The organism is Halomonas sp. Ps84H-12, assembly GCF_024124725.1.
Taxonomy (GTDB): domain Bacteria; phylum Pseudomonadota; class Gammaproteobacteria; order Pseudomonadales; family Halomonadaceae; genus Vreelandella; species Vreelandella aquamarina.
The window spans coordinates 12,153-33,293 of record NZ_JAMXSJ010000005.1; the positions used below are offsets into that span (position 1 = coordinate 12,153).

General features: G+C 55.9%; 18 protein-coding genes. 16 read left to right on the forward strand and 2 right to left on the reverse strand.

Annotation, left to right across the window (positions count from 1 at the left end):
* Positions 1-46: 46 nt before the first annotated feature.
* The gene (rhlB, locus tag NH344_RS03515; RefSeq protein ID WP_044628385.1) at positions 47-1,321 is read left to right on the forward strand and encodes an ATP-dependent RNA helicase RhlB; all 1,275 of its coding nucleotides are present in this window, start codon (positions 47-49) and stop codon (positions 1,319-1,321) included.
* A gap of 5 nt (positions 1,322-1,326) precedes the next feature.
* Positions 1,327-3,456 (forward strand): ATP-dependent DNA helicase DinG, encoded by a 2,130-nt coding sequence (dinG, locus tag NH344_RS03520; RefSeq protein ID WP_058577661.1) that lies wholly within the window; start codon positions 1,327-1,329, stop codon positions 3,454-3,456.
* An 83-nt stretch (positions 3,457-3,539) separates the two neighbouring features.
* Here dinG and NH344_RS03525 read toward each other — a convergent pair whose 3' ends face one another.
* Positions 3,540-4,613: a 3-deoxy-7-phosphoheptulonate synthase gene (locus tag NH344_RS03525; protein WP_044628383.1), complete on the reverse strand. Its 1,074-nt coding sequence runs from the start codon at positions 4,611-4,613 to the stop codon at positions 3,540-3,542.
* A gap of 361 nt (positions 4,614-4,974) precedes the next feature.
* On the opposite strand from NH344_RS03525, the gene rpoE reads away from it, so the two are divergent.
* From rpoE to acpS, 12 genes are all read left to right on the forward strand, one after another.
* Positions 4,975-5,574 (forward strand): RNA polymerase sigma factor RpoE, encoded by a 600-nt coding sequence (rpoE, locus tag NH344_RS03530; protein ID WP_044628382.1) that lies wholly within the window; start codon positions 4,975-4,977, stop codon positions 5,572-5,574.
* Positions 5,575-5,846: 272 nt separating this feature from the next.
* Positions 5,847-6,581, forward strand: a complete 735-nt coding sequence (locus NH344_RS03535; RefSeq protein ID WP_253027547.1) for a sigma-E factor negative regulatory protein — start codon at positions 5,847-5,849, stop codon at positions 6,579-6,581.
* A gap of 111 nt (positions 6,582-6,692) precedes the next feature.
* On the forward strand, positions 6,693-7,595 hold the full coding sequence (locus NH344_RS03540; RefSeq protein ID WP_228168407.1) for a MucB/RseB C-terminal domain-containing protein: 903 nt from the start codon (positions 6,693-6,695) through the stop codon (positions 7,593-7,595).
* Positions 7,596-7,597: 2 nt separating this feature from the next.
* Entirely contained in the window at positions 7,598-8,053 is a 456-nt protein-coding gene (locus tag NH344_RS03545) for a SoxR reducing system RseC family protein (RefSeq protein WP_137094119.1), read from the forward strand.
* Positions 8,054-8,119: 66 nt separating this feature from the next.
* Positions 8,120-9,526: a DegQ family serine endoprotease gene (locus NH344_RS03550; RefSeq protein WP_253027548.1), complete on the forward strand. Its 1,407-nt coding sequence runs from the start codon at positions 8,120-8,122 to the stop codon at positions 9,524-9,526.
* Between the two features lie 188 nt (positions 9,527-9,714).
* The gene (gene lepA, locus NH344_RS03555; protein ID WP_044628377.1) at positions 9,715-11,532 is read left to right on the forward strand and encodes a translation elongation factor 4; all 1,818 of its coding nucleotides are present in this window, start codon (positions 9,715-9,717) and stop codon (positions 11,530-11,532) included.
* Positions 11,533-11,547: 15 nt separating this feature from the next.
* The gene (gene lepB, locus NH344_RS03560) at positions 11,548-12,351 is read left to right on the forward strand and encodes a signal peptidase I (RefSeq protein WP_058578049.1); all 804 of its coding nucleotides are present in this window, start codon (positions 11,548-11,550) and stop codon (positions 12,349-12,351) included.
* Positions 12,352-12,415: 64 nt separating this feature from the next.
* Positions 12,416-13,108 (forward strand): ribonuclease III, encoded by a 693-nt coding sequence (gene rnc, locus NH344_RS03565; protein WP_172416256.1) that lies wholly within the window; start codon positions 12,416-12,418, stop codon positions 13,106-13,108.
* Complete coding sequence (gene era / locus NH344_RS03570) at positions 13,105-14,004, forward strand: GTPase Era (protein ID WP_137094125.1); 900 nt, start codon at positions 13,105-13,107, stop codon at positions 14,002-14,004. Before rnc ends, era begins: the two co-directional genes overlap by 4 nt.
* Before the next feature lie 8 nt (positions 14,005-14,012).
* Positions 14,013-14,705, forward strand: coding sequence for a DNA repair protein RecO (gene recO / locus NH344_RS03575; RefSeq protein ID WP_058578052.1), 693 nt, complete (start codon positions 14,013-14,015; stop codon positions 14,703-14,705).
* Positions 14,706-14,768: 63 nt separating this feature from the next.
* On the forward strand, positions 14,769-15,590 hold the full coding sequence (pdxJ, locus tag NH344_RS03580; protein ID WP_044628372.1) for a pyridoxine 5'-phosphate synthase: 822 nt from the start codon (positions 14,769-14,771) through the stop codon (positions 15,588-15,590).
* Position 15,591: 1 nt separating this feature from the next.
* Positions 15,592-15,969, forward strand: coding sequence for a holo-ACP synthase (acpS, locus tag NH344_RS03585; protein WP_044628401.1), 378 nt, complete (start codon positions 15,592-15,594; stop codon positions 15,967-15,969).
* A 22-nt stretch (positions 15,970-15,991) separates the two neighbouring features.
* Here acpS and NH344_RS03590 read toward each other — a convergent pair whose 3' ends face one another.
* A complete protein-coding gene (locus NH344_RS03590) occupies positions 15,992-18,682 on the reverse strand; it encodes an ATP-binding protein (protein ID WP_044628371.1) in 2,691 nt (896 codons plus the stop codon).
* A gap of 91 nt (positions 18,683-18,773) precedes the next feature.
* Here NH344_RS03590 and cysM point away from each other — a divergent pair, with 91 nt between their 5' ends.
* On the forward strand, positions 18,774-19,670 hold the full coding sequence (gene cysM, locus NH344_RS03595; protein WP_172514570.1) for a cysteine synthase CysM: 897 nt from the start codon (positions 18,774-18,776) through the stop codon (positions 19,668-19,670).
* Positions 19,671-21,110, forward strand: coding sequence for a 23S rRNA (uracil(1939)-C(5))-methyltransferase RlmD (gene rlmD / locus NH344_RS03600; protein WP_172514569.1), 1,440 nt, complete (start codon positions 19,671-19,673; stop codon positions 21,108-21,110).
* Positions 21,111-21,141 lie beyond the last annotated feature (31 nt).

Genomic DNA, 21,141 nt, shown 5'->3' on the forward strand with positions numbered 1-21,141 from the left:
ACTTCGTGATGCCTAACCTCCACAGCAATGGACAGATACACAGCCTATGAGCGAGTCGGAACAGACCACAGCATCGGCCCAGAACCGCAAGCCTAAACGTCGTCGTCGGAAACCGCGTCGTCGTCAGTCGAACTGGGATCTTCGTCAGTTTCAGGTGCCCGCCGTTGCCGGCAAGTGGCGCTTCCATGACTTTGATCTGCCGCTGCCCTTGATGCGCGCGATTCATGCCCAAGGGTTTGAGTACTGCACGCCCATTCAGGCGGAAGCACTGCGCCACACGCTGTTAGGTGGCGATATTGTCGGTAAAGCGCAAACGGGCACCGGGAAAACCGCCGCCTTTTTGATCTCCGTGTTGGCCTATTTTCTCGAAGAGCCCACACCGGAGGGCCAAAAGCCGGGGGCTCCCCGCGCGCTGATCATCGCGCCAACCCGTGAGCTGGCGCTGCAAATCGAGAAAGACGCCAAGGCGCTTGCGCGCTTTACTCAGCTTAATGTCGCCAGTGTCGTCGGCGGCATGGATTATCAAAAACAGCGCGATAGCCTGAGCAAGAAGATCGATATCCTGGTCGCCACGCCTGGACGCCTGCTGGACTTCCATCAGAAGCGTGATATCGACCTCTCTGAAACCGAAGTGCTGGTGCTCGACGAAGCGGACCGTATGCTCTCCATGGGGTTTATCCCCGACGTGAAGCGCATTGTTCGCTACACGCCGAAAAAAGAGGAGCGCCAAACGTTCCTGTTCTCGGCCACTTTCACCGACGATATTCTCAATCTGGCGAGCCAATGGACGCTTGATCCGGCGCATGTCGAGATCGAAGTGACCGTCGAGAATCAGGCGGATATCGACCAGCGCGTCTATCTTGTCTCAGATGACGATAAGCAGCGGCTGCTGGTGAAGCTACTGGAGCAGGAGAGCTTTGAGCGCGTCATGGTCTTCGGTAACCGCCGTGATTTGGTGCGAAAGCTTGACGATCTGCTGAAAAAAGCGGGTGTCAGCGCGGCTATGCTGTCCGGTGATGTGCCTCAAAACCAGCGTATTAAAACGCTGGAAAGCTTCCGCGAGGGAGAGATTCAGGTACTGGTCGCCACCGATGTCGCGGGTCGCGGTATCCATATTGAAGACGTCAGTCACGTTATCAACTACACGCTGCCAGAAGACCCTGAAGATTACGTCCACCGTATTGGCCGTACTGGCCGCGCGGGCGCCAAAGGGGTCTCCATCAGCTTTGTTGGTGAAGAAGACGCCTTCTCACTGCCAGAGATTGAGCGCTACATTAACGGTAAGCTGCCCTGCGAACATCCGCCGGAAGGCATGCTGTAACGGGCATGCTCGATAACGCGCTTAAAAACGATATTCAGCAAGCCTACCGTAACGTGGTGGAAAAGCTAGGGCTGACACCACGCTACGGGCAGCGCTTAATGATTGCTGAAATCGCCCGCACCCTAGGTGATATCGAGTGCGACAGCGAGGGAAAGCGCGTTAGCGATAGCCACGTTTGCGTGCTGGAAGCCGGTACCGGCACGGGCAAGACGCTGGCTTATCTCATTGCGGGGCTGCCTATAGCCAAGGCACAAGGCAAACGGCTCATTGTCTCCACGGCCACCGTTGCCCTTCAAGAGCAAGTGTTGAATCAAGACCTGCCGTCGCTGGCTAGCCATAGCGGTGTTGCCTTTCGCTATGCGCTAGCGAAAGGTCGCGGCCGTTACGTCTGCGTGGCGCGGCTGGATCAAGCGCTGGAGGGTAGTGAGCCCAACCCAACGCTTTCGCTGTTCGAGCAATCCCTTCAAGCTGATAGCAGCGACTTCAACGTCCTGGCCACCGATATGGCCGAAGCCTATGGCAAGGGCGACTGGGAGGGCGACCGCGATACCTGGCCGGTATCGATTGAAGATACACACTGGCGGCAGCTGACGGTGGATCATCGCCAGTGCACCGGCCGCCGTTGTGGCCATTTCGGTGCCTGCGCCTTTTTCCGCTCTCGTCGAGAGTTGGAAAATGCGGATGTTATCGTTGCTAACCACGACCTTGTGCTGGCGGATCTTGCCCTTGGGGGTGGTGCGATTCTGCCAGACCCTGCCGACTGCATCTTTATTTTTGATGAAGGTCACCACCTGCCGGATAAGGCGCTGTCCCATTTCGCCCACCGCTTTGCAGTGCACGGCTGTCTGCGCTGGCTAAAAACCCTGAAAAGTAGTTTGACGGATTTGAATCAGGGGCTGGCGGTACAGCCCACCATTGCTCGCTTACTGGCAGGGCTGCCTGAGCTGCTGCATAGCTTGGAGCCTGCGCTGGGTGACGTATTTAGCATGGGGCATCAGCTGGCAGGGCGTGAAAATGGTCTGGCAGATGAAGAGGCGACCCATCAGCAGCGCTTTGAAAAAGGCCAAGTGCCCGAGGCGCTGCGCGAACAGGCGCAGCAGCTGCTAGTCATGTTTGCCACCCTGTCGAGAAGTCTAGAAAGCATTAGCGATATTCTGCGCGAAAGTTTAGATCCGGATAAACAGACCGGCCTGGACCGTGACCAGGCGGAAACGTGGCTGCCTCTAATAGCGTTGCTCCATGGCCGCGCCCTGGAGGCTCATGCGTTGTGGCAAGCGTTTAGTGAACAGGATGACGCCAATGCGCCGCCCAGCGCACGGTGGATAACGCTCAGTCGTGTGGCGGGCGAACCAGAGATTGAGTTCTCAGCAAGCCCGGTTTCTGCAGCGCACACGCTTGCCAAGCACCTATGGGGGCGCTGCCACGGGGCGGTTGTCACTTCGGCAACGCTCACGGCGCTTGGTCGTTTTGAGCGCCTGCAGGAGCGAGCTGGTTTAGCTAACCGTTATCGTTATCAGGCGCTGCCAAGCCCGTTTGATTACGCCAATGCGGTCTTGCGGGTGCCTGCTGAAGCGACCGACCCTAGTGACCGGGATGCCCATGAGAACGCCATTGTACGCTTTGTGTCGCAGCTAGGTGAGGAGGAGGCGGTACTGGTGCTGTTTTCTTCCCGTGCTCAGCTGCGTGCGGTGGAAAAGGCGCTACCCGCTGCGACAAAAGAGCGCATTTTGGCGCAAGACGCGTTGCCTAAACGTGAACTCATTGAGCGCCACCGGGCCGCGGTGGATGGCGGTAAGGGTAGCGTGATTTTTGGCTTGGCGAGCTTTGCCGAGGGTATCGATTTGCCGGGGGATTATCTCACCCACGTGGTGATTACTCGGCTGCCGTTTGCGGTGCCGGATGACCCTGTTGGGGCAACGCTTGCCGAATGGATCGAGAGCCAGGGCGGTAACCCGTTTATGCGTATTAGCGTACCGGATGCTTCGATTAAACTGGTGCAGGCGTGTGGTCGTTTAATCCGTAAAGAGAGCGATCGGGGAGTCATTACGCTGCTGGATCGGCGGGTGATTACGCGCCGCTATGGCCAGGCGCTATTAGATGCGTTGCCGCCTTTCAGGCGCGATATACAGGCATAGGTGGTAGGGGGCGTTAGGTTCTGGCAATAAAAAACGCCCGCTAAGCAGCGCTCAGCGGGACGTTTTCGAGAGCGGTGGCTTGTTTACGCGATGCGTTTCGCCAGTACCGATGCTAGTTTCTCGTTCATACGGGTGAACGTTTCCACTGTGGTGTCCCAGTCGATGCAGGCATCGGTGATCGATACGCCGTACTGCAGCTGGCTTAAGTCTGCAGGCACTTTTTGATTGCCCCAGCCAATGTTGGATTCCACCATCAGGCCGATAATCGAGGTATTGCCTTCGAGAATCTGGTTGGTCACGTTTTCCAGTACCAGTGGCTGCAGCGCGGCATCTTTGTTCGAGTTTGCGTGTGAGCAGTCGATCATAATGTTGGCAGAGAGATTAGATTTTTTAAGCTCTTTCTCCGCCAGGGCAACACTCACGCTATCATAGTTGGGCTTACCATTGCCGCCGCGCAGGACCACGTGGCCATAGGCGTTGCCGCGGGTGCGGATAATCGCCACTTGGCCTGCCTGGTTGATACCCAGGAAGTTGTGCGGGTTAGCGACAGATTGCAGTGCGTTAATCGCCACATCCAGACTACCATCGGTGCCGTTTTTAAAGCCAACCGGGCAGGAGAGGCCGGAGGCCATTTCACGGTGAGTCTGTGACTCGGTGGTGCGGGCGCCAATGGCCGACCAGCTAATGCAGTCCTGCAGGTACTGCGGAGAGATGGGGTCAAGCGCTTCAGTAGCTAGCGGCAGACCCATTTCGGCTAAATCGACCAGCAGTTTGCGGGCAATGTGCAGGCCTTCGTCAATTTCGAAAGAGTCGTTCAGGTGCGGGTCGTTAATTAACCCTTTCCAGCCCACGGTCGTCCGCGGCTTTTCGAAATAGACACGCATCACGATATAGAGGCTGTCGCTCACTTGGTCAGCCAGAGTGCGTAGGCGGCGGGCATAATCAAGCGCTGCTTCAACGTCGTGAATAGAGCAGGGGCCAACGACCACCAGCAAACGCGGATCTTTGCCATCTAGAATGTTTTGGATGGTCTGACGGCCTTCGATAACCGAACGCTCGGCGCTTTCCGTTAAAGGGATAGCGTTTTTCAGTGCTTCTGGGGTGGTAAGAACATCCTGTGCAAGGACGTTAAGGTTACTAACCTGTTGATCTGACATCTTGCTACCTGTGCGTGCGCGATGGGCTAAAAGTGACCACTACTATGGCGCGTCACGGTGGTAAAAATCAATTGTTACGGAACTTTGCATTAAGGAAAAATGTCAGCCTCAGGGTTTTAATAGAGGGGGCAAGCGCTTGATGCGCTGCTAAGAACGCGTAACACTAGACGATATTGGTGTTTAGCAATTCAACGCGTGCAACATAACCAAGTGGGGCAGGTGGAGCTTTGCCTGTTGATTTCCTCCATGATGATTAACTTAAGCCCAAGGGACGCTATGCTGCTTGCTGTGAAGGCCCGGCTTACAGGGCGAAAAAGACACAAAGCTCGGCGTAAAACGTTCGAGCAGAAGGAGCGTGTGAATGGGCACTCGTGAAACAGACCAACAGCTGGTTGAACGTGCTCAGAAAGGCGATACACGCGCTTTTGATCTACTGGTGAAAAAATATCAGCATAAAATCATTGGCTTGATTGGACGCTACGTCCACGACCATGCAGAAGTGCAGGACGTGGCGCAGGAGGCTTTTATCAAGGCTTATCGTGCGCTGGGTAAATTTCGCGCAGAGAGCGCGTTTTACACCTGGATGTATCGCATTGCGATTAACACGGCGAAAAACCACTTGGTATCTCGTGGACGTCGGCCGCCAGGTAGCGATTTAGATATTGTCGACGCTGAAATTCTTGATCAGAGTGGTCGCTTGGCGGACTCAGAATCGCCAGAAGCATCTATTGCTCGGGATCAACTTGAGGCGGCGGTATATGAAGCGATTGAGAAACTGCCAGATGATTTACGCACCGCTATTACGCTGCGTGAGCTGGACGGCTTAGCCTACGAAGATATTGCCCAAGTGATGCAGTGTCCGGTGGGCACCGTTCGCTCACGAATTTTTCGCGCTCGGGAAGCGGTTGATGAGCATATTCGTCCGCTAGTCACTACGGCGCGTAACAGCCGCGATGACTAAGCCGCTGACTAATCAAAGTAGTGCTTTGGTCACAGTCATTTACGTTTTTGCTTTTTTTGTGAACTGTCTGGCAAGTGAGGCGTCATACAAGTTATCTAGCTTTAACGAGTTGAGCCGCCGACAGCTACCGTAATGCTACCTGTCTGTCAGTGATTAGCATTATGCAAACGGTAATTTGTAATAGGGCCTTGGCCTGCGAGGTTTTGCGGTTAAAGCACGCGCTAGCCGTGTTGCCGCTGAGCTTCTTCTAACACAGTGTGAGGGTGTGAAGTATGAGTCAAAGCACACGGGAATCACTTTCAGCATTAATGGACAGTGAGAGTGACGAGCTTGAGTTGCGCCGGGTGTTGAAATCACTGCCCGATGATGCCGACGCGGCAGAAACGTGGCGCCGCTATCACTTAGCGCGCAGTATGATGCAGCGTGAGCGTGGGGTGGACGTTAGCGTAGACCTTTCTGCTGGCATTATGGCTCGCCTGCGTGAAGAACCAGCGCCTGTTATGGGTGGCGATAGCGCAGCCTCACCTGTACGGGCAGGTGGAATATCGTTTGCTCGTGGTGCCGGTGTCGCTGCTGCGGTGTCGTTGATGGTCATTACGGGCGTTCAATTCTTTAATGGCAGCGCCTCTACCGGTGGTGCTCAGCCCGCGAGTAATACAGTGGCTTCGCAGAATAGCGCTGGAGCTCAGGTGCAGCCGGTAAATTTGGCAGCATCACAACCTGCCGCTATGACGGCTTCTGACATGCCTATGTTTGAACCTACACCATTTCGCATTAATGGTCAGTCGGGCAACAGCGGCTTAATGAATATTAGCGAAGCTGGGTTTTCTGCCCCCGTTGCTCCGCAAGGCATGATGGCACAGCAAGCGACGACGATTGATGTTGATCAATTGCGCATGCTTCAGTCCTACCTAGAGCAACATGCGCAGGGTGCTGCAACGGGCGGTGGTGACAGCTGGATGCCGCTGATGCGCTCAGCAGTGACAGAACCACTGGGTCAGCGTTAAGCAAGGCGGGTCGCCGGACAACGTGATCGCTGAGTAAGGGGCTGATAGATTGGTATGGTGACTGCCAGATGTGCTTTATGGGGAGGCCGGCTTGCATTAACGTTAAGCCTGTTGAGTGCCAGCCTGCATTCCTCGTTTGTTACTGCTGATACCCCTACGGTGCTCTCCTGTGCCGAGGTTGCTGAACAGCAAACACCAGCAACCACGCAAGCATGGCTTGAGTTAGCACTGGTTGCGGGCCACTGTTATGACTTTCAGGCCCGGGCAGTCGCTATCGATGCCTTGGGTGTACGTACGCTTGCACTTTCCCACCGCATTCGTGATGGTGTTCGCCAGCAGGTCGTACAACATCTTGATGGGCCATCGGTAAGTATCGAGCGACGCTCTATTGCTGGCTATATGGCGCGCTTTACGCCAGAAGTGAACAGTGGCTTAAAAGCCTCTGAAGCTTGGGCGCAACATGTGGCTTCCTATTACGATATTTCCCTTCAAGAAGATGCCCGAGTAGCAGGGCGCGATGCAGTGCAACTGCGTTTTTCACCCCGGGATCAGCAGCGCTACTATCATGCATGGTGGGTTGATAAAGAGACCGGGCTGTTACTTAAGCATGTTATGAGTGACCGGCAAGAACGTGTGCTGGAAACCTTTCAAATTACCCAGCTTCACTCTCCTAAACTTTATGATGGCGGCGTCGCCGATGACGTGAGCGCCGAACAAGTCGATCACTCTTGGCACGCAGAGTGGTTGCCAGAGGGGTTTGTTGCTCAGCCGCAAGATCCAGGGCAGCCTGTCAGCAACCAGCGGGTATATAGCGATGGGTTGGCCGCAGTCAGCCTTTTCGTTAACCCTATTGAGCAGAGCGTGTTGAAAGAAGGCATTCACCCGCTAGGTGTTTCAACAGCAGCAGTGGCGCTGGTGTCTGAGGGTGATCAACGCTGGCAATGGATAGCCATTGGGGAGCTTCCTTCGGATATGCTGCAGCGTATTGTGCAATCTGTTCGTATTGAGCCATAGCCATGTCTACCCCTTATGCCGCCTGCGCATCGCTTTTAAGAACGGGTATCGTCGTTGGCTATACGGGTGATGGATTGACCGTTGATGTGTCGCTTAACGCTGCCTGCCAGCAGTGTGCTGAAGGGCGTGGTTGTGGTATGGGGCTGTTAGCGCGGCGCCAACAGCAGCACATCACTGTGTATCCTAAGGCGCGCGTCGCTAGCGGTGCGTCTGCTTACCCTCTTGGTAGCCAAGTTACCATTGCACTACCTAAACACGATATCAGCTATTTGGCGCTTCTGGTTTACGCGTTGCCACTATTGGCGGCGTTGTTAGTCTCTGGAGGCGCCTCGCTGCTAGGCACTAATGAATGGTTAAGCGCAGCGCTTTTCTTTAGTGCCTTGATATGCGGTGTTATTGTCCTTAAATATCTAATGCATGGGCGGATGGAACGCTTCCGGCCGCGCTTGGTCAGTTAGTTGTTCCGTAGCTCACTAAGAGTTGCACTCCCTTCGTTTCGTATCTGCTTTACTAGGAGCTGTTGCATGAAGCGCTTGGTTCTTCCCTCAACACTATGGCTATGCTTAGTCGCGATGTTTTTTATAGGCCAGAACGCCTATGCGCAAACGTTGCCCGATTTCACTGAATTGGTGGAAGATGCAGCACCGGGCGTTGTGAATATCTCCACCAGTCGAACGGTTCAGCGTAGCCCGGCCATTCAAGGGTTTGGCGGCCAGGAGATCCCTGAAATCTTCCGTCACTTCTTTGGCGATAGTTTTCCGATACCCCCAGGCAGTAGCGGGGGAGGCAGTGAGGAGCGCCAATCGTTAGGCTCTGGCTTTATTATCAGCGCTGATGGCTATGTCATGACAAACGCCCATGTGGTGCAGGATGCCGACGAAATTCTGGTGCGCTTGAACGACCGGCGCGAATTGTCGGCTGAGCTGATCGGTAGCGATACTCAAACTGATGTGGCACTCCTGAAAATTGATGCTAACAATCTGCCAGTGCTTAACCTTGGCGACTCTGACGAACTGAAAGTAGGCGAGTGGGTCGCTGCCATTGGTTCACCGTTTGGGTTTGATCACTCGGTGACTGCAGGCATCGTTAGCGCGATTAACCGCACGCTACCCCGTGATGCCTACGTACCGTTTATTCAAACCGATGTGGCGATTAACCCTGGCAACTCCGGTGGACCGCTGTTTAATTTAGAGGGAGAGGTCGTGGGTATTAACTCGCAGATCTTTACCCGCAGCGGTGGCTTTATGGGGCTTTCGTTCGCTATTCCGATTAACGTTGCTATGGATGTCGCCGATCAGCTTCGTGAAGATGGCCACGTTAATCGTGGTTGGCTGGGTGTCATGATCCAGCCGGTATCTCAAGATCTGGCTGAGTCTTTTGGCATGAGCAAAGCCATTGGCGCACTGATCGCCGACCTTGATCCAGAAGGCCCTGCGGCCCAGGGTGGCCTGCAAGCGGGAGATGTCATTATCGAAGTGAATGGCGAAGAGGTTGACCGTTCAAGCACGCTGCCTCGCTTAATTGGTCGCGTAGCACCTGGCAATGATGTCGAACTAACGCTAATGCGTGATGGCGAGCAAGTCTCAGAAACGGTAGAGCTGGGCAGCTGGCCCGATATGAACGAAGCAACATCGGCAGCCAATAGCGATAGCCAAGTACGCCTAGGTGTCGCAGTTGCTGAAGTGGATCAAGCAATGCGGGAGCGGCTGAACATCAATGGCGGCGTTGTAGTCAGTCAGGTAGAGCCTAATAGTGTGGCTGCCCAGGCGGGCCTGCGCGCTGGCGATATTCTGGTGAGTATTGATCACCGCAGCGTGGCGTCGGCAGACGAGCTAATGCGCATTGTAGAAGAGCTGCCCAATGACCGTGCTATTCCTGTGCGGCTATACCGTGATGGTCGTTCGTTGTTTGTGGCATTAAGACTCGAATAACCCCTCCTTGTCTTTACTCCAGTCCGGCGGTTCTCGCCGGACTGCTGTTCCTATCCCCCGCATATCGCTACAATAGCGCTTATCTTTTGACGAACTTTGGCAATGCAGTGGTGCGGTCCTCGATTTTTTGCCCTTCGGCCTAGCGCCGCACCCCCACGCTTGCGTACCAATAAGGCAGAACACACTCGATGTCTCATGACGTTTCCAGCGGAAAGCTCAAGCATATTCGCAATTTCTCCATCATCGCGCATATCGACCACGGTAAATCGACGCTCTCTGATCGTCTGATTCAAACCTGTGGCGGTTTGACGGAACGTGAGCTGAAGGAGCAAGTGCTCGACTCCATGGATATCGAGCGTGAGCGGGGCATTACTATTAAGGCGCAGTCGGTAACGCTGGACTATACCGCTGCCGATGGACAGGTCTACCAGCTCAACTTTATCGATACCCCAGGGCACGTTGATTTCTCCTATGAAGTCTCGCGCTCGCTGTACGCCTGTGAAGGGGCGCTGCTGGTGGTTGATGCCGCCCAAGGGGTCGAAGCGCAATCGGTGGCCAACTGCTATACCGCTATTGAGCAAGGGCTGGAAGTCCTGCCGGTACTCAACAAAATCGATCTGCCCCAGGCCGACCCCGACCGGGTCGCCCAGGAAGTAGAGGAGATTATCGGCTTAGATGCGACCGATGCCTGCCAGGTATCAGCGAAAAGCGGTATCGGCATTGACGCGCTGCTAGAGCGCCTAGTGCGCGATATTCCGCCGCCCAAGGGTGACCCCGATGCACCTCTCCAAGCGCTGATTGTCGACTCCTGGTTCGATAACTACCTGGGCGTTGTCTCGCTGGTGCGCCTGTTTGACGGCACGCTGCGTAAGGGCGACAAAATTCGCATCAAGTCGACTGGCCGCGACTGGAACGCCACGGAAGTGGGTATTTTTACCCCGCTGCGCAAAGAGACCAATATCCTCCGTGCCGGTGAAGTCGGCTTTATCGTGGCCGGTATCAAAGAGATTCATGGGGCACCCGTGGGCGATACCATCACCCACACCAAGACCCCAGATGTGCCGCGTCTGCCAGGTTTCCAGAAAGTGAAGCCGCAGGTTTACGCTGGTATGTTCCCAGTGAGTGCGGACGATTATGAAGATTTCCGCGATGCCCTGGAAAAACTCGCCCTTAACGATGCTTCTCTTGAGTACGAGCCGGAAAACTCCGATGCACTGGGCTTTGGTTTCCGCGTAGGCTTCCTCGGCACGCTGCATATGGAGATCATCCAAGAGCGCTTGGAGCGTGAGTACGATCTGGATCTGCTGACCACCGCGCCAACGGTTGTCTATGAACTCGCCATGAAGAACGGCGACATCCAGTACGTCTCCAACCCCTCCAAGCTGCCTGATATGGCCGATGTAGAGCAGATGCGCGAGCCCATCGTGCGTGCCAGCATTCTGGTACCTCAGGAGTTTGTAGGTAACGTCATCGCCGAGTGCGAGCAGCGTCGTGGCACCCAGTTGGACATGCAGTTTTTAGGTAACCAGATTCAGCTGACCTATGAGCTGCCCATGTCGGAAGTGGTCATGGACTTCTTTGACCGTTTAAAATCCATCTCTCGCGGTTATGCCTCGCTAGAGTACAACTTCGAGCGCTTTGAAGCGGCGAAACTGGTGCGTCTCGATGTATTGATTAACGGTGATAAAGTCGACGCCCTGGCGGTCATTATCCACCGCGACCATGCTCACTCCCGCGGCCGTTTGCTGGTGGAAAAGATGAAAGAGCTGATTCCGCGTCAGATGTTTGACGTAGCGATTCAGGCAGCGATTGGTGGTCAGGTGGTTGCTCGTTCTACGGTGAAGGCTCTACGTAAAAACGTCACGGCTAAGTGTTACGGCGGCGACGTCAGCCGTAAGAAAAAGCTGCTAGAGAAACAGAAAGCCGGTAAGAAACGGATGAAACAGGTGGGGCGTGTTGAAATTCCCCAAGATGCCTTCCTTGCTGTGCTCAAGGTAAACGACTAGGGATACGAACCCCACATGGATTTTTCACTATTACTGGTACTCGCCGTTGCACTCTCTGGAGCCATTTATCTGCTGGATGTGCTGGTGCTTCGGCCAAAGCGCCGTGAGCGTGTGGCCAAAGCTGAAACGGCCACCATGGAAGGCCTGGATGCGCCAACTCGGGAAAAGCTCCTAAAAGAACCGTGGCCAGTCGATTACGCGCGTTCGTTTTTTCCGGTGCTACTCGTCGTGTTGGTGGTGCGTAGCTTTATCGTAGAGCCGTTTCAGATTCCCTCTGGTTCCATGAAGCCTACCCTGGAAATCGGTGACTTTATTCTAGTGAATAAATTTGCCTATGGGCTTCGGCTGCCTGTTGTCCATAACCGCTTTTTGGAGGTAGACGACCCTGAGCGGGGCGATGTGATGGTGTTCCGCTTCCCCGAAGAACCATCGGTGAACTTTATTAAGCGCGTGGTGGGCCTGCCCGGCGACCGTATTCGCTATGAGGGCAAGCAGCTCTATATCAACGGCGAGCCGGTTACCAAAGTACTGATTGAAGAGGGCCCGGAGCTCTCTCCCCAACAGCTACTGCTGGAAGAGCAGTTAGGCGAAGTCAGCCACTTTATTTATAACAACCCCCGTGACCCAGGCCCGCAAATGAGCGAAGTCGTCGTGCCTGAAGGCCACTACTTCACCATGGGGGATAACCGCGACCATTCCAATGACAGCCGCTACTGGGGCTTTGTGCCCGAAGATAACATTGTGGGCCGCGCGTTTGCTGTTTGGATGCACTGGGATGGCGGCCTGCCCAGCTTCACCAGCGTACGGCGTATTGAATGAAGCAGCATAATTTACAAACCGTTAGTGTGGTTATCTTAGTTAACGTCAATGACGTAGGAGCACTGTGAGTAATTCCTTAACCGCTTTTTGCCGACGAATCGGTCATACCTTTGGCGACCCAACGCTTTTGGAACTGGCCATGACCCATCGCAGCTACGGTGGTCGTAACAATGAGCGCCTGGAATTTCTAGGTGACTCTATCGTCAATTTCGTGATTGCCGAAGCGTTGTTTCAGCGCTTTCCCCAGGCGCGGGAAGGGCAGCTTTCCCGCCTGCGTGCCCGCTTGGTAAAAGGCCAAACCCTCGCCGAACTGGCGCGGGAAATGGCGTTCGGTGAGTGTTTACGTTTAGGCTCCGGTGAGATGAAGAGTGGCGGCCACCGCCGTGAGTCAATTCTCGCAGACGCCGTGGAAGCCGTGATAGGCGCGATTTACCTGGATGCCGGTATGGATGCGGTACGCGAGCGCGTGCTGGCGTGGTATGCCGAGCGTCTAGAAAATATTTCGCTGCAAGATACCCAAAAAGACCCCAAAACACGCTTACAAGAGTTTTTGCAGTCGCGCCAAGCGGCGCTGCCGCGCTATGAAGTGGTCTCTGTAAAGGGAGAGGCGCATGCCCAGACCTTTACCGTGGAGTGCTACATCGAGCTACTAAGCGAGCATACCACTGGTAAAGGCCCCAGCCGCCGCCACGCTGAACAGCAGGCTGCGGAAGAAGCACTGTCCTATCTCGAACACCCCCCTGGAGACAAATCATGAGCCAAACCTGCGGATTCGTGGCCATCGTTGGCCGTCCCAACGTAGGCAAATCAACCCTCATGAACCGGATTCTGGGGCAGAAAATTTCGATTACCTCGCGGCGGCCACAAACCACCCGCCACCAAGTGATGGGCATTAAAACCGTTGAAGAGACGCAGTTTATCTACGTCGACACGCCGGGCATGCACATCATGTCCAAAGATCGCAACAAGGCCATCAACCGCTTCATGAACCAGGCGGCGACCCAGGCGCTTCGCGATGTGGACTGCGTGGTGTTCATCATCGACCGCACTCGCTGGACTGACGAAGACCAGGCCGTGTTAAAGCGTTTAGAGCATGTGAAAGCGCCGGTAATTCTAGCGGTCAATAAGGTCGATCGTCTCCAGGATAAAGCCGACCTGCTGCCTTGGCTGGCCGAGGTAGGCGCACGCCGTGAGTTTGCTGCCGTTGTGCCCATCTCCGCCAAGCACGGCACTCAGGTAGAGACCTTGGAAGAGGAAGTCGCCAAGCACTTGCCGGAGAGCATCCACTTCTTCCCAGAAGATCAAATCACCGACAAGAGCCTGCGCTTTATGGCGGCCGAACTGGTGCGTGAGAAAGTCATGCGCCAGCTAGGTGACGAACTGCCTTACCAGATGACGGTCGAGATCGAAGAGTTCCGCGAGACCGAGCGCGTCACGCACATCAGCGCGCTAATTTTGGTGGAGCGCCAAGGACAGAAAGTGATTTTGATCGGCGAGAACGGCGACCGGATCAAGAGTATTGGCCGTGAAGCGCGCCTGGATATGGAGCGTGCGCTGGGTACTAAGGTCATGCTGAATCTCTGGGTGAAGGTGAAGCGCGGCTGGTCGGATGACGAGCGGGCACTGAAGAGCCTGGGTTACGATCTCGATTGAGCACCGCCATGACCGCCGAGCCTGCGTTTCTGCTGCACCGCCGGGCATATCGTGAAACCAGCGCGCTGGTCGACTTATTAACGCTCAACCATGGCCGCATCCGGGCGGTTGCCCACGGCGGCCAGCGGCCCGGTTCTAAATCTCGCCAGCGGTTGCAGCCGTTCACCCCGCTATTTGTGTCATGGCGGGGAGAGCGAGAGTTAAAACGGTTAACGTTGATGGAATCGCGAGGTCACACCGCGCTGCTAGCAGGCGAAGGCCTGCTGTGTGGTCTCTACGCCAATGAAATTGCTACTCGCTTACTCCCGCTTGAACTGGTCGCCACCGATGTCTTTGCTTTTTATAGTGCTTTGCTAGATGCGCTGCCGGTACCTGCGGAGCGGGGCTTGGCGCTTAGACGCTATGAGTGGGCGCTATTGGAGGTGCTTGAGGCCACGCCGCGTTTTTGTACCCCTGAAGGCGGAGCGCTGGACCCGCACCAACGCTATCGCTTTGATGCTGACAGCCGTGCTTTTGTGGCAGCGGAACAGGGTATTGAAGGTCGCACCTTACGCTACATAGAGCAAGGCGACTGGCAGCCTACGGGCTTAGCGAGCGCTCTGAAAGCGGTCATGCGGGCAGCGTTGGCCCCCCATCTTGGCCCAACGGCATTACGTTCTCGCGAGCTGATGCTGGATTTAGCCCGCCGCCGTCATCGTTAGTGAACCACCGTTACTATTGATCGCGATAACGACCTATCGCTGCTTATTGATTGGAGACCCGCTATGCATCCCCCACGGATATTACTCGGCGTTAACATCGACCATATTGCCACGCTGCGTCAGGCCCGTGGCACTCGTTACCCTGATCCGGTTCAGGCAGCGCTGTTGGCGGAAGAAGCTGGAGCCGATGGGATTACCGTCCACCTACGCGAAGACCGCCGCCATATTCAGCCTCGTGACGTGCGCCTGCTGGCGGAGGTGCTCAATACGCGCATGAATCTTGAAATGGCGGTCACCGAAGAGATGCTGGCGCTGGCAGAAGAAGTGCGCCCGGCCCATGTGTGCTTGGTGCCCGAGAAGCGCGAAGAGCTGACCACCGAGGGCGGGTTGGATATCGTCGGCGGTTTCGATCATATCGCCAGTGCTTGCCAGCGTCTCGCTGCGATTGGCTGCGATGTATCGCTGTTTATCGACCCGGATGAAGCACAAATTGATGCGGCCAAGCGCGCAGGCGCGCCTACCATCGAGTTACACACCGGAGCCTATGCAGAGGCAAAACCGGGGAGTGCCGAGGCCAACGCCGAGTATGACCGCCTCAGCGCGGCGGCGGTACACGCCGTATCTCTGGGCTTGGTGGTCAATGCTGGTCACGGGTTGCACTACCACAATGTGGAAGCCATTGCGGCGCTACCCGGTGTTAATGAACTGAACATTGGCCACGCGATCATTGCCCGTGCGCTGTTTGTCGGCTTGAAAGAAGCCGTGCAAGAGATGAAACGACTAATCATTGCCGGGCAAGAAGCGGGCTTAATGGCTGCGCTTGATGCCCACGAGCACGAACATGACCACGATCACGGCGACAGTCACCACTGCTGCGGCCATTAACATGATTGTGGGAATTGGCTCGGACATTGCCCGAGTTGAGCGTTTTCGCCAGGCCGTGACGCGTCACGGCCCGCGCTTTGCTCAGCGTATCTTAGGGCCCGACGAACAGGCGGTGTGGCAGGAGAAGGGACAAGCAGTCGCCTATCTTGCCAAGCGCTTTGCGGCGAAAGAGGCTTTTGTGAAAGCCCTGGGCCTTGGGCTTCGCCAGGGGATGCAGTGGGGCGATATTCAGGTACTCAATGATGCCCTGGGGAAGCCCAGCCTTAAACTGAGCGGTGAAGCGCAGCGGCGGTTCACCGCCAGCGGGGCGACCGCCGCGCATATTACGCTGAGTGATGAAGCCGACTACGCCGTCGCCTTTGTTATTTTAGAGAGCTGATAATATGCCTCATACTGGGCAGTTATCGGCTCACCAGTGAGTCGCGCTCTTGGCTAAGGCGCGTCATGGCGGCGTATAGCTCGTCAAGCAGTGCCTCTACATGGCGTAGGCCACTGGTACGCAGGCGCGTTTCTAGGGTTTCCACCAGCAGGGCTAGTTCTGGTGCGCCGCAGTAGCGGCTGGCTCCGTTTAGTCCATGCACCCAGTCCAGTAGTGCCGTTAGATCGCCTGCCTGAAAGGCGTCGCGTATCTGCTGCTCGCTCTCCGGCAGGCTGTCAATGAGCCGTACCAGTTGCTGCTTGGCTAAGGTCTCCCTGCCTCCTGCCAAGCGTGCACCTAGCATCAAATCGACCGCTGGCAGCGAGCTAGGGGGAGCGGTGGGAACCTGTGACTGACGAGTGGAAGCTGCTTCAGTAGGGGCTGCTTTTCGTGGTGCAATTCCTAAAAAGCGCTGCAACAGCTGTTGTAGCTGGGCATCGTCGATGGGTTTGATCAGCACATCATCCAGCCCTTCGGCCAGCCACTGCTGTCGTTCAGTGCTCAGTACATGGGCCGTCACGGCAATAATAGGGCAGCGCGCCCAGCTATTATTGATACGCCGCAGCGCTTGTGTGGCCTGTATGCCGTCCATCCCCGGCATGCGGATATCCATCAATACCATATCGGCAATTTGGTGGCGCGCAAACTCCAGTGCTTCTTGGCCGCTTTCTGCTAGCACAATGTGTAGCGTATCGCTCTCCAGCATCGCTTTTAACAGTTCACGGTTTGACGAGTTATCGTCGACAATCAAAATTGTTAGGCGAGGGGCAAGCGGCGGTTTGCTGACTGCTTCACTGGCAAGGGGGAGTGGTTGCAGTTGCAGCAACTGACGCAGGGTGGTCACAAGCTGCGTCCGAGTAAACGGTTTGCACAGCATTTCGCCGCCGTAGGGAAATTCCCACGTGGGTAGGTCAAAGCTAGTAGTATTCGCCAGAATAATGACCGGGCAGGGAGTTTGCGCAATCACGGACTGCCAGTACGCTTTGCGATCACCTTCAAAGTCACTCTGCGCCAGACATAGCATCAGCAGCGATTCATTGCCGGCATTAATAAACGAGACTGGGCGCGCGCCCCAGCGTACTAGTAAATGCTCTAGCACATGGCGAGTGGGTGGGTGCGTTTCGTGAAGGCGAATAGTGGGGTTATCTAGCGTCAGCTCCGGCGGGCGCTCAGCCGCCTGGTGTGCCAGAAGAGGCAGGGTAAATGAGAAAGTCGACCCCTTACCCAGTTCGCTTTCTACCGTAATCTCCCCACCCATCCGCTGAATAAGCTGGCGGCAAATGGTCAGCCCTAAACCGCTGCCGCCGAACTGGCGAGAGTGACTCGGTTCGGCTTGTGAGAACGCGCTAAAGAGCTGCTGCTGGTGCTCATCGCTTAAACCAATGCCGGTATCGCTCACGCTAATATGCAGTATGACATGCTGACCCTCTTGGCTATCCAGCATAACGCGAATGATGATCTCGCCTTCGTTGGTAAATTTTAGTGCGTTGCCTAGCAGATTGTTCAACACTTGATGAATGCGTAACGGGTCGCCGCATAAGGGAGTCGGCACATCGTCATATACCATGGCGACCAAGTGCAGCTGCTTGCGCTGTGCTTCAGGGGCGTGCAAGCCAATAATTTCGTCAACCAGGGCAACAATATCGACATCGACCTCTTCCAGAGTCAGCCGGTCGGCTTCCAGTTTGGAGAAGTCCAAGACATCATTCACCAGCATCAGTAGGTTATCGCAGGCGCGGCGAACGTGCTCCAGCCACTCTTCTTGCCGGGTGTCGAGGGATGAACGGCCCAGCAAGCGGCAAAAACCAATAATGCCGTTGAGCGGTGTGCGGATCTCGTGGCTCATATTGGCCAGAAATTCGGATTTAACAGCATTGGCGCGCAGCGCGCTGCGGTGAGCAAGGTCTAGCTTGATATTCTGCTCTTCGATGGTTTCCATCGACTCCTGCAGCTCACTGGTGGCCTGCTCAATCTGGCTCTGCATATCCCGCTGGGCCTGCTGGAAATGTTCGGCTAAACGGTTGATATGATCGGCCAGCTGCTTTAGCTCGGTGGGCTTGGCCGATGATATTAGCAAGCTGTAGTCGCCACGCGACAGGCGATAAAGTGCCTGGTTAGCCTCTTCGATTGGACGGGTAGCATAGCGGCTAATGGCAAATGCGATTAAAAATAGCAGTAACCCCAGCAACATACCGCCAAGGCTCAGGCTTGCAATAAGCTTATAGCGCTCAAGCGTTAGGGTGCGGGTATCCATCTCAGCCTCTAACCACCCGTTCGTCATGCGCAGGGTGTCGCTGCTGCCCAGCGGCACCCGCAGCCGCCAGGCGTCCTCTTCCATGGTGATGGCCGTTGCCATTGGCGCATCCAGTCTAGGCGGTGGCATAGAGCTACCTAGCACCAGCAGACGGTTGCCCTGTTCATCAAACAGCGTCACGGCTCGCAGCCCGCGATGCTCCAACAGCTGCCTAGCGAGCTTTTCAAGGCGCTGTAAATCCCCGTCGGCCATGGCATCGCCTAAGCTGGGAGCCATCAACTCACCAGCGCTGATTAAGCGCTCTTTAAGCTCGTCGCGTCCTCCCAGGTCGCTCTGGATAACAAGCAATATTGCCATAACGGCGTAGACCAACAGTGGGAAACCAAGCAGAGCAAACAGCAGGCGCGTGTTTAATGACATGAAAGAAGCTCGTTGAATCTAGTAGGTTGCCTGTCCAGTCACAGGCAGCACCGATATAATGCAGCATAACGGTTACGATAAGGAATGTTCGATGAATTATCCCACGCTTGAAGATGTGGTCGGCAATACGCCCTTGGTTCGCTTGAAGCGAATTACCGCTGGGAAGAACAATACGCTGCTTGCCAAACTCGAAGGCAATAACCCCGCGGGCTCGGTGAAAGATCGTCCCGCGCTCTCTATGCTGAGTGAAGCGGAAGCTCGTGGGGAAATTTCCCCAGGGGATACGTTAATTGAGGCGACTTCCGGCAATACCGGCATTGCGCTTGCTATGGCGGCGGCTCTAAAAGGGTACAACATGACCCTGATTATGCCGGAAAATGCTTCCGCCGAGCGCAAGCAGGCCATGGCGGCCTACGGCGCTAAGCTGATTACGGCCAGTAAAGAAGGCGGCATGGAAGAGGCCCGCGATATCGCAGATGCCATGATTGCCCGGGGTGAAGGCAAGCCGCTCAACCAGTTTGCCAATCCGGATAACCCGCTGGCCCACTACCGCACCACCGGCCCGGAAATATGGCGGCAAACGGGTGGCGAAGTCACCCACTTTGTCAGCTCCATGGGTACCACCGGTACCATTATGGGCGTATCGCGCTATCTTAAAGAGCAGAACGACGCCATTCAGATCGTAGGCCTGCAGCCCGCTGACGGGGCGAGTATCCCCGGTATTCGCCGTTGGCCCAAAGAGTATCTGCCGGCGATTTTCGAAGCGCCGCGTGTAGATGTCACCCTGGATATCGGCCAGCAAGAAGCGGAAACGCATATGCGCCGCCTGGCCCGAGAAGAGGGCATTCTGGCAGGCGTTTCATCTGGCGGAAGCCTGGCGGGTGCGCTGCGCATTGCTGAACAAACCGAAAATGCGGTCATCGTGTTTATTGTCTGTGACCGTGGTGACCGCTACCTCTCCACGGGCTTATTTGCCCCGGAGGTATAGATGGCTATGTTGGGTAAGCGGCGGCCGCCGCGTCCCGCCTCCGGCCACTCCGGGCTGGCGCGCCAGCCAAGCGGCAACGGCAAGGCGGCCAAGAGTGCGGCTACCACTAGCGACTTCTCGGCGCCGCTGGTGATTGAACGGTTAGCCCACGATGGCCGTGGCGTTAGCCATAACCCGGCGGGTAAAACCGTGTTTGTCGACCAAGCGCTACCGGGCGAACAGGTTGAGGTGGCGGTGCACATCACCCGCAAGCGCTTTGATGAAGCGCATGTGAAAGCGCTGATGACTACCTCGCCCCAGCGGGTGACGCCGCCTTGCAGCCACTTCGGACACTGCGGCGGGTGTGATTTGCAGCATCTGGCGGTGGATGCCCAGCGCGCCCACAAGCGTGAAGTCGTTAGCGAATTAATGGCGCGCCAAGGCATACCGCTTGGCGAGGTGGCGGCGATTTCTGGGCACCAGGAAGGTTACCGCCGACGGGCGCGGCTAGGTGTTAAAGTCGACGCTCAGGGAAGTGTTCGGCTAGGTTTTCGTGCCGCCAACAGCCACCGGCTGGTGGATATCGACCACTGCCATGTATTGGTACCTGCCCTTCAAGCACTGATAGCCCCACTAAAGCAACTGCTTACTGAACTGGATGCACCCCGCGCGGTAGGGCATATTGAACTGCTGGCGACGCCCCAGGCTACGGTGGTGCTGGTCAGGCAGTTAAAAGAGCAGCCGCAGGATTGGCAGCGCTGGCAAGGGTTTGCTGACCAGCACCAAGTGAGATTAGGCGCATGGTTAGGGCGTGAGTCACCGTCCTTGCACTGGCATGGTGCAGAGCCTGCGCTGGAAGAGCGCTTTTCGCTGAGTGCGCTTGGTGTGTCGCCCCACCAAGAAAGCGCTGAGTCTGAGTTGGTGCTGCAGTTTGCGCCAGGTGATTTTTTACAGGTAAATGCCGAGGTCAATCAAAAGATGGTGTCTCAGGTGGTAGCATGGTTAACGCCAGCACCTGGGATGCAGCTACTCGACCTGTTTGCCGGGATGGGGAACTTCAGCCTTCCTCTGGCCGCTGCAGGCGCCAGCGTGCACGCGGTAGAAGGTAACACCGCCATGGTAGAGCGCCTTGGCACTAACGCAGCGCTGAACCAGCTCAATGTGAGCGTTCAACAGGCAGATCTAAACGATGCAATAGCGGTAAAAACACTGCTTCGCGAGCGTTCGGTGGATGCGTTGGTATTAGATCCCCCACGCAGCGGGGCGGAAGCTATCTGCCAAGCGGTTGGCCGCCACCGGATACCCAAGGTGGCCTATGTTTCCTGCGACCCGGCCACGCTAGCCCGGGATGCGGCACACCTTGTGCATGCGGGATATCGTGTTAAGCAAGTCGCAGTAGCGGATATGTTTCTGCACACTGCCCACATGGAAACGTTAATGCTGTTTGAATACGCGGGCTAGTTTGCCCTTTGCAGCGAGCATTGGTGGCGGC